This window comes from Barnesiella sp. CU968, assembly GCF_905219685.1.
Lineage (GTDB): Bacteria > Bacteroidota > Bacteroidia > Bacteroidales > Muribaculaceae > Lepagella > Lepagella muris_A.
Genome location: NZ_CAJMXD010000087.1, coordinates 1 through 9185, shown reverse-complemented (window position 1 = coordinate 9185; position 9185 = coordinate 1). Strand labels below are relative to the sequence as shown.

The 9185-nt window shown below is 49.2% G+C and carries 6 protein-coding genes and 3 pseudogenes; 6 read left to right on the top strand and 3 right to left on the bottom strand.

The window, feature by feature from the left end; genetic code table 11:
- Positions 1-92: 92 nt before the first annotated feature.
- Positions 93-566 carry a methylated-DNA--[protein]-cysteine S-methyltransferase gene (locus JX312_RS05170; protein ID WP_204457273.1) on the bottom strand — a complete coding sequence of 158 codons (474 nt, stop codon included), beginning with the start codon at positions 564-566 and terminating at the stop codon, positions 93-95.
- A 210-nt stretch (positions 567-776) separates the two neighbouring features.
- On the opposite strand from JX312_RS05170, the gene JX312_RS05165 reads away from it, so the two are divergent.
- Genes JX312_RS05165 through JX312_RS05155 form a run of 3 tightly spaced genes read left to right on the top strand, consistent with a single transcriptional unit; the run spans position 777 to position 4229 of the window.
- Positions 777-1628 (top strand): DUF3737 family protein, encoded by an 852-nt coding sequence (locus tag JX312_RS05165; protein WP_204457272.1) that lies wholly within the window; start codon positions 777-779, stop codon positions 1626-1628.
- Complete coding sequence (locus tag JX312_RS05160) at positions 1618-2775, top strand: MalY/PatB family protein (RefSeq protein WP_204457271.1); 1158 nt, start codon at positions 1618-1620, stop codon at positions 2773-2775. Before JX312_RS05165 ends, JX312_RS05160 begins: the two co-directional genes overlap by 11 nt.
- 17 nt (positions 2776-2792) lie before the next feature.
- Positions 2793-4229 carry an MATE family efflux transporter gene (locus JX312_RS05155; protein WP_204457270.1) on the top strand — a complete coding sequence of 479 codons (1437 nt, stop codon included), beginning with the start codon at positions 2793-2795 and terminating at the stop codon, positions 4227-4229.
- Positions 4230-4284: 55 nt separating this feature from the next.
- Here the strand turns inward: JX312_RS05155 and JX312_RS05150 are convergent, their stop codons facing one another.
- Both JX312_RS05150 and JX312_RS05145 read right to left on the bottom strand, forming a co-directional pair.
- Entirely contained in the window at positions 4285-6381 is a 2097-nt protein-coding gene (locus JX312_RS05150) for a TonB-dependent siderophore receptor (RefSeq protein WP_204457269.1), read from the bottom strand.
- A 77-nt stretch (positions 6382-6458) separates the two neighbouring features.
- Complete coding sequence (locus JX312_RS05145) at positions 6459-6803, bottom strand: hypothetical protein (RefSeq protein WP_204457268.1); 345 nt, start codon at positions 6801-6803, stop codon at positions 6459-6461.
- Positions 6804-7015: 212 nt separating this feature from the next.
- Between JX312_RS05145 and JX312_RS14290 the strand changes: the two are divergent.
- From JX312_RS14290 to JX312_RS14285, 3 pseudogenes are all read left to right on the top strand, one after another.
- Positions 7016-7426, top strand: a pseudogene (locus tag JX312_RS14290) (type I restriction-modification enzyme R subunit C-terminal domain-containing protein); the annotation flags it as partial.
- A gap of 150 nt (positions 7427-7576) precedes the next feature.
- Positions 7577-8446, top strand: a pseudogene (locus JX312_RS05135) (PDDEXK nuclease domain-containing protein); the annotation flags it as partial.
- Between the two features lie 16 nt (positions 8447-8462).
- A pseudogene (locus JX312_RS14285) lies at positions 8463-8684 on the top strand (type I restriction endonuclease); the annotation flags it as partial.
- Positions 8685-9185 lie beyond the last annotated feature (501 nt).

Below are 9185 nucleotides of genomic sequence, written 5' to 3'. Positions count from 1 at the left end.
TGTGAGGCTGAAGGGAGTTGACTTTCGTCAATGACCGAAGCCGAATCATTCAGCCAACGACCCAGACGGGCTATTATAACACATCCTCGTTTTTATTTCTCCAACTCAAGAAGAAACCTTTTTGCCGCCATACCGCCGGCATATCCGGTGAGTTCCCCGCCGGTCCCTATGATTCTGTGACACGGTATGAAAATAGAAACCGGATTTGCCGCAACAGCACCGGCAACAGCCCTTGCACCGTCCGGTATTCCGACAATTTCCGCAAGTTTTTTGTATGTCATGGTTCCGCCGAAAGGTATTTCCGCAAGACATTCCCAGACTCTGCGGCGAAATGGTGTTCCTGCAGGAGAAACCTCAATATCGAACCTATGCCGTCTGCCTGAAAAGTATTCGTCAAGCTGGGTTTCAGCGCAAGAGATCACATCGTAATCCATTTCCCCCTGGTTCAGCTGCCCGAGGTTGCGCCTATGCCTGGGACTGTCCGCCCAGTCGCACATCAGCAGTTTTCCGTCCGTAGCAGCAAGATGAAGAATACCGCACGGGGAGAGATATTCAATAGTATCCATATTCAATCGTATCCGTATACAATATACAACGGGAAAGAAGCGTTATCTATATACACTCACACTCACTAATTCCTGAAGGTCGCGTATCATTACGGTTGCGGCCTTCACTCTTTGTGTGAAAAGGGTATGTTTATACCCTTTAATGGTATCACTGATTCCAAAATCTTTCGGTAATTTTGCATTGACAAAAACTGCAGATACAATAAACCTATGGAAACAATCAGAGACAAAGAATTCGGCGGAGAACGCCCCCTTTTCGGAACCCGCGGACTGCATCTTGAAAACGTCACATTTCATGCCGGAGAATCAGCCCTCAAATGCTGTGCCGACATAGAGGCAGAAAAATGCCGCTTCGAGGGCAAATATCCCTTCTGGCACACAGACGGGTTCAAAGTGAGAAACTCACTCTTCACCCCCGGCGCCCGCGCCGCACTGTGGTATTCCCGCAATCTTGAGATGACCGACACTCAGGTTGACGCGCCAAAGATGTTCAGAGAAATGGACGGCATTGTTCTGCGCAATGTAAACATCCCTGACGCTGAAGAGACTCTCTGGCATTGCGCCAATGTCGATATCCGTGATGTCAAAGTGGCAAACGCCGACTATCTTTTCATGCATTCCCACGACATCCGCATCGAAAACTGGCATCAGCAGGGCAACTATTCCTTCCAGTATTGCCGCAACGTAGAGATCCGTAATGCTGAAATTCATTCAAAGGATGCATTCTGGGGCACTGAGAATGTAACGATCTACGATTCCGTAATTTCCGGTGAATATCTCGGATGGCATTCCCGCCGGTTGCATCTTGTGCGCTGCCGCATTTCTGGCACGCAGCCGCTTTGTTATTGCCGCGACCTCGTGCTTGAGGACTGTGTGTTTGAGGAAGACTGCGACCTCGCATTCGAAGACAGCGAAGTCAACGCCATCCTGCTCTCGCCTGTGACAAGCGTGAAGAATCCCATGCGCGGAAGCATAACGGCAGAAACAATAAAGGAAATCATAATCGACGGTTTTTCAATAGCCGTAGAACCCGTAAAAATCATTTCTTCAAATGCAATATAATTTTGATGAACTTACAGAACGCCGTAACACAGGCTGCGTAAAATGGGACTCCGACAATGACCCCGACATGCTTCCCCTGTGGGTGGCGGACATGGATTTTCAGACCGCTCCGTCAGTAAAAGAAGCAGTTATGAGCCGTGCCGCCACAGGGATATATGGCTATGTCCGTGTGCCTGACTCTTATTACGAGGCTCTGACACGCTGGTTCGATACACGTCACGGCTGGCATATCGACAAGGACAGGGTTATCTACACCTCCGGTGTAGTCCCGGCACTATCGGCAATAATCAAAGCGCTCGTGAAACCGGGTGAAGGTGTAATCATACAGACACCGGCATACAACTGTTTCTTCTCTTCAGTAAGAAACAACCATGCCATAGAGATTGACAATCCTCTTAAACGCATAGAGACCGCTTCCGGATTCACATATGAGATAGATTTCGAAGACCTTGAGGCTGCAGCGTCAAGACCTGAGACCAGGCTTCTTCTCCTCTGCAACCCCCAGAATCCTACAGGTCGCGTCTGGACCCGTGCCGAACTTGAACAGGTGCGCGACATATGCCGCCGCAACGGAGTCCGTGTCCTCAGTGATGAAATCCACTGCGAACTGATACACGGAGGCTATGAATACATTCCATATGCGACCATCGACCCGGAAGCCGTTGTATGCTGCTCTCCGAGCAAGGCTTTCAATACGGCTGGTCTCCAGACAGCCAATATCGTATGTCCGGATACGGAAACCCGAGACCTCATCGAACGTGCGATAAACGATAATGAGGTGTGCGACATAAATCCGTTCGGAGTCGTGGCACTGGAAGCCGCATACAATGACGGAGAGGAGTGGCTGGATGCGTTAAACACTTATCTTGATGACAACTACCACTATCTTCGCGAAACCCTCGGCTCCGCATTCCCGCAGTTGAGGATATGCGATTCACAGGCAACATATCTTGCCTGGATTGACATACGCCCTCTGTGCATAAGCTCCGACAACCTCGATAAGTTGCTCAGAGAGAATGGGAAAGTACATATAAATTCCGGCACTATGTATGCGGGCGACGGCTACATGCGCATCAACTATGCCTGCCCGCGCTCCCGCCTCGCGGAAGCCCTGCGCCGGCTTGCCGGAGTTTTAAAAACTCTGTAGAAGCTGTTAAAGAACCGATGAAATCAGACATCCGTTTCATTCGCGAAGGGAAAGAACTCTCGTGGAAGCAACGTCTGAGGCTCACAGTCTCGCTTTCACTGCCCGCGATGCTCGCACAATTGTCGAGCATCGCGATGCAGTATATAGATGCATCTATGGTAGGAAGGCTCGGTGCCGATGACTCCGCCTCCATCGGACTGGTGTCTACAAGTCTGTGGCTTTTCTGGGGAATATGCTCGGCGATGACTTCCGGATATTCCGTTCAGGTAGCACACCGCGTCGGAGCCAAAGACAACGAGGGGGCGCGGCGCGTGCTTCGCCAGGGCATCACCGCCAGCCTGACATTCAGTATCTTGACTGCGCTAATAGGTGTGGCGATAGCGTTGCCTCTGCCTCACTGGCTCGGAGGAGGAGAAGCGATATGCCCGAAAGCTTCGCTTTATTTCGTTGTTTTTGTAGCGGCACTGCCCTTGCTTACAATGAATTATCTTGCCGGCGGAATGCTGCGGTGCGTCGGCAACATGAAAATTCCGAGTCTTCTCAGCGGAATGATGTGTGTGCTTGACTGCATATTCAACTTCCTGCTTATTTTCCCTTCACACCATTATGACCTCTCCGGTATACATGTCACAATTCCCGGAGCAGGACTCGGAGTGCTCGGTGCGGCTTTGGGAACCGTGGCGGCAGAAGCCGTATGCGCGGTCATAATGATGTATTATGCATGTGTGCGCCAGCCGGAGATACGCATATGGCGAACAAAGGGCAGTTTCCGTCCCACTTCCGGCATCACCCGGAAGGCTGCCTCAATCTCGGCACCCATGACGCTGGAACATGCAGTCATCTGCGGCGCGCAGATAGCAATCACAATGATCGTGGCTCCTCTGGGTGTAATCGCTATCGCGGCAAACGCATTTGCCGTTACAGCCGAGAGTCTCTGTTACATGCCCGGATATGGAATAGGTGATGCCGCCACCGCACTTACCGGACAGAGTCACGGCGCCGATCGTCCGGGACTTGTGAGACAATTCGGTTACATGGCGGTAGGACTCGGCATGGCGGTCATGTCGGCAATGGGTGTGCTTATGTATATGTTTTCTTATGAAATCATGGCGGCAATCACACCGGTAGAGGCAATACGCGAACTCGGGGCGGAAGTGCTGCGCATCGAGGCATGGGCGGAACCTATGTTCGCAGCATCCATTGTGACATATGGAGTCTTCGTAGGCGTTGGCAACACCACATTGCCTGCCGTCATGAATTTCGGCAGCATATGGGCTGTAAGGGTTCCGCTCGCATGGCTGTTCGCCAAGTCCATGGGGTTGCAAGGTGTCTGGATCGCCATGTGCATCGAGCTGATATTCCGCGGCTCCATATTTCTCGCACGCCTCTTTTTCTCACGCTGGTACCATCCACGTAAACAAGAACATACGGATCCGGCATCAGTAATCACATAGCAAAGAGGGCATTCCAAAGAATGCCCTCTTTGCTATGTGATTACTGATCAACACCTTAAATACTAAGTGACACTCCGCACGTCAGACAACGGGGCAACGCCGGACCATACATATATCCGGAATCCCGTAAAGAACCCGTGTCAAAGTCACGCTGATAGGAGTTGAATATGTTGCTTACACCCGCTGTCATGTCAATATCCACTTTCTTGAAAATTTTAAAACAGTATGCAAGTTTTACCGATGCGTCGAAGAAGGATTGGGTGCGCACCGCAAGATCCACATCAGTTCCCGAACCTACAAGATGCTGCACTGTCATCGGACCGGTAAGCGTTCCTGTGAATATAGCCCTGAATTTGGGAAGGATCTCCCAGTTCGCGGTAAAATAGCCATATACATCAGGTGTGCGGAACATCCTCTTCTCAGCCGGGACATCGGGGTTGTCACTCCACACTTCCGGCTTTTTGTAACGGCTGCGCTGGAGAGTGACACCTGCCTGCACATCAAAATGCGACGAGAAGAAAGCCTTTGCCTCAAGATTCAAACCGAACACACGCGCTCCCGAACCGTTGTAACGCTCAAGAACGGCATTCCCTTGGGCATCGGTGCCGTCAAGCTGACGGATCGCGAACACATCGCGCAGATCGGTAAAGAATCCCTCGATAAGAAGATTTGTCTGAACATTTCCGAAAGTATGGTAAAAGTCGGCTGACGCGCTGAAACTCTGAGAGCTCTCCTGCTTCAAATCCGGGGCAAGCACGGTAACCACCCTTTCGCCACCGACAATCGCGATGTGCAGATCCTCGTCATATGCCTGCGGAGAGCGGAAACCGGTTGAATACGACAACCTGAAATTCGCACTGCGAGACGGATTGAAACGGATGTTGGCACGCGGAGAGACAATCGGGTTCTTTATCAGAGAATGCTTGTCGAGACGTGCGCCTACAAGGAATCCCCACTTCTCGTTGCGCCACTCATTCTGAAGATAACCGCTGAATATGTTCACATTCTGCAGCAGGTCGTGCCCGTATCCTATTGTCACGTCATGCAGGCGGTTATATGAATATTCGAGTCCGGCTACAAGTTCCGAGGGCATGAACAGGAAATGAGTGATCGGATGGGTCCACTGTGTACCTGCCGTAACGACAAGGTCCGACGTGCGGCCGTATGCGTCGGGATCCATATCGGAACCGTAATAACTTTTGCGCTTAGTTGCCTGCATTGCTGAGAAGACAGACACGTGGTCACGCCTGTCGCCGGGCCATATGTCATATGTCACTTCAGCCGCATGTATATTGTGCTCCACCTGCTCGGCGATCATTGCCAGATGCGGCGGTTCGTCAAGCTGGTCTCCTCCGCGTCTGTATTCATGCGTGTTGTGGTATTCCACAGAAAGACGCGAATCCTCCGTTGTGCGAAGAAACGTCCGTGCGCCGAGAGTCTGTGTCTTCAATTGGGCAACTTCGGTAAAGCCGTCGCCGTTGTGGTCATATCCATCGCGGTAACGGCTTTGCCCATAAATAAAAATACCCGCCTTGTCATTGTCGGTGACAACAGAAGCATTAAGGGTCGTATTGTTGTCAAGAGAACCAGACGGACCTATGGAAGTAAGCGTATGCGAGATTTTTGCGGAGTTCTCGCGGGGATCTTTTGTGATTATGTTTATTGTTCCGCCGATGGCTGAAGATCCGAACAGTGCCGATCCGCCGCCACGCATCACTTCGATACGGTCAATCATGTTCGCTGGAATCTGTTCAAGACCGTAGACTCCCGTAAGGGCGGAGAAGACAGGTCGCGAGTTCATGAGAATCTGAGAATAATGTCCGTCGAGACCATTGATGCGGACCTGTGTGAACCCGCAGTTCTGGCAGTCGTTTTCAACACGCACGCCAGGCTGGAAATCAAGTCCGTCGGCAAGCGAGCAGGCACCGACCGTGGTAAGCAGTTTCCCGGTCATGACGTTCACGAGCGATGGACTTTCCCTGCGCTTGACCTCGCTCTTTGAACTGGTTACAACCACCTGGTCAAGCATGAAAACATCCATCAGAGAATCAAGCTCACTCTCTGTGGGTGAAGAGGGAACAGCATTTTTGTCGGCACGCGCCGACGCGGCAATGGCAACAGCCATAGCCGCAACATATATTCTTTTATACATTGTCTGTTGCGAAATAATTTCTAAATATGTGTATACAATAGGTACGTAACGCTACATATGCGCGACTCCCGCAGAAATTATTTCACAGCAGGGGGACCCCTGAGAAGATATAAGGTGCCTTCGTGCCGACATTTGGCGACAATGACACAGGCTGAGACTAATGAAAATGACACATCCGGAATATCAAGCGCAAATCCCGCCACTGATTGCGCGGTTGTCGCCGCCAGATTGAACCCGGCTACAAGATCAAGCGAATGCGCGGTGTGGGAATGGGTTCCGGATGGTAAATAAGGGTGCGAATGTGTCACAGCCCTGCCGTCAACCCCCTTGTGCACATGCGTAAAGATTGCGTTCGAGAACATGAAGTTCACAAACACAAGCATCACCAATGACACAAAAACAGTGGCAAACGACTTTTTCACATTGCAAAATTAGCTAATAATCTCGAACTATGCAAGAAACGCGCCGTCCGCATTCTTTAGCGGCTGTCTGTCACCACTGTCACCAGTAACTGTCTGTCACCCGATGCCGCCAAGTGTGTCGGGAAAGCCCTGCAACAAAAGCATCAGGATATTTACCGATGCAATTATAGCGTCAGCGCAATGAATTTACCGAACTGACCCACGGCATAACCATGGCTGACCTGTCGGAAAGGATGTTCAAGGCAATCGACCTTGAAACGTCTCCATCGTTGCCACCTTATCGCAATGTCAATGAGCCGAACTTGGAACGGAAAGGTATGTTCGCATCGTTGGCAAATAATCCTAAAGCGCGTGAGCTTTTGCTAACTCTCAATGCCGGTTTCATCAAAACCTTGATGCCCGGTGAGGATACCCTTATATCCAAAGGATTCTCAATGGAGGAGGCACAGGACACGACATCCGCTTTCGAGGATTACTGCAAGACACATGCTGATGAGATTGAAGCATTGCGCATAATCTACAATAACTCCGGCGAACCGTTGACCTATTCAATGCTACGTGACCTCTCAGTCCAGCTTCGCAGGGCAAACTCCCAGTTCAATGTATCTCAACTGTGGAACTGTTATTCTCTGCTCAACCTCGAGAAGGTAAAGCCCCGCTCAACACAAGAAGAGAAGGAGACATTGACATTCAACGCGATGACTTTATCACAGAGACCAAGAACAATCAGCTCAACTTCCCGGATAAACATGAAATCAGAAGTGTCCAAAGAAATGCGCGGAGATTTGCTGACCGACAAAACCGAACGACAATTTAGCGAGGTTGTCGATATAATCTTGTCTCACAGGAGTCGGGCTTCGCAGGCTGTAAATAATGAACTGCTCCTGACCGCTTGGCAAGTAGGTTGCTATGTCTCGACAAAGTTGAAAAGCGAGGAATGGGGCAGCAAGGTTGTGGCCCAACTGTCAGAATACATCCGCGCCAAGAGGCCTGACCTTAAGGGGTATAGCCGCAGCAGCATTTACAATATGGTTATGTTTTATGACGAATATTCATCCGCAGAATTTGCTGATACTGTCATGCGCTTTCTCAATTCTGAATTTGTCCAGCCAAAAACCGGACAATTGCAATCCGGAGAAAGCAGTCAAGTTCATGGGAAGGACTTAATTGTGCAGACGGAATCTGCACAATTTGTTCCTGTACCATCCGGTCAATTACCCAAGATATTGGAGTTGACTACATTATCCAATCATTTGGAGATATTTAGCAGATGCAGAAGTCAGGAAGAACGTATGTTTTACATCCTTTATGCAAGCAAGGAACATCTGACCAATAAAGAACTGAAGCGCTGCATCTCCAATCAGACTTTCTCAACCTTGTTGGGAAGCAAGAAAAGTATGTCAAAGAGGATGCTCGAAACATATCCAAACGCTCAGGCGATGTTTAAGGATACCATCTTTTTTTATTTCCTTAATCTGCCTAAGAAACACAGTGAGTCGAAGTTGAAGACCGGGTTGCTTGAACACATAAAGCAGTTTATCCTTGAGCTTGGCAAAGACTTTATATTTATGGATCAGGAGTATCGTCTTGAAGTTGGCTCGTCAACATCTAAGGCTGATTTACTGTTTTTCCATAGAGGGATTCATAAGTACTGATATGATTGATACACAGAAACTACGCCAGCGTATACTCGACCTCGCCATCCGTGATAAACTCGTGCTGCAAGACCCCAATGACGAACCTGCATCCGTCCTTCTCGATCGCATCCGCGCCGAGTAAGAACGCCTCATCGCCGAGGGCAAAATCAAACGCCCCAAAACAAAAAGATCTACCGATAAATCCATTTATATGAAGCAGACGGAGATAGAGCCGTTCGACATTTTTTAATCGCCATGTTGTCGGGCAATTTCACCGTTATCAGTCATTTTTTCTTGATTTGCATTTACATTTGGCTCCTCCCCTATCGTGTCAGAATATATAATCCCGTACATACCTACCGGAAACGAAAACAGATACAAAAGTGTTATATTTAGAAACAGTTTAAATTTAATTGTGAGGTTCATTGGGAGGATTTTATGAGGTGTTTTTACGAGCCGAGGAGGGAGCATGGCGGGCTATGTGACCGAGGAGACCTGGTGAAAACAACCATAAAAGACCTCAAGGAAGCCACAAGATACATTATATAAATAATTTCGAATTAAATTTAAACAGTTTCTTACATGCCGCGAATTATTTTCACAAGTGCGCAGATACTTTGCGCACGCGATATGTAACTTTGCACTGGAAATGAAAAAAGCAACAGAGTTAAGTAAGTGTTGGAAATTAGCTTATATTAAATTTCAGGAGATTTTGAGATGATTTCATGATTCCGAAGAAGGAGCA

Bases quoted from the DNA above. Each gene is read 5' to 3' on its own strand.
- JX312_RS05170 (WP_204457273.1), bottom strand. From the start codon at position 566: ATGGATACTATTGAATATCTCTCCCCGTGCGGTATTCTTCATCTTGCT.
- JX312_RS05165 (WP_204457272.1), top strand. From the start codon at position 777: ATGGAAACAATCAGAGACAAAGAATTCGGCGGAGAACGCCCCCTTTTC.
- JX312_RS05160 (WP_204457271.1), top strand. From the start codon at position 1,618: ATGCAATATAATTTTGATGAACTTACAGAACGCCGTAACACAGGCTGC.
- JX312_RS05155 (WP_204457270.1), top strand. From the start codon at position 2,793: ATGAAATCAGACATCCGTTTCATTCGCGAAGGGAAAGAACTCTCGTGG.
- JX312_RS05150 (WP_204457269.1), bottom strand. From the start codon at position 6,381: ATGTATAAAAGAATATATGTTGCGGCTATGGCTGTTGCCATTGCCGCG.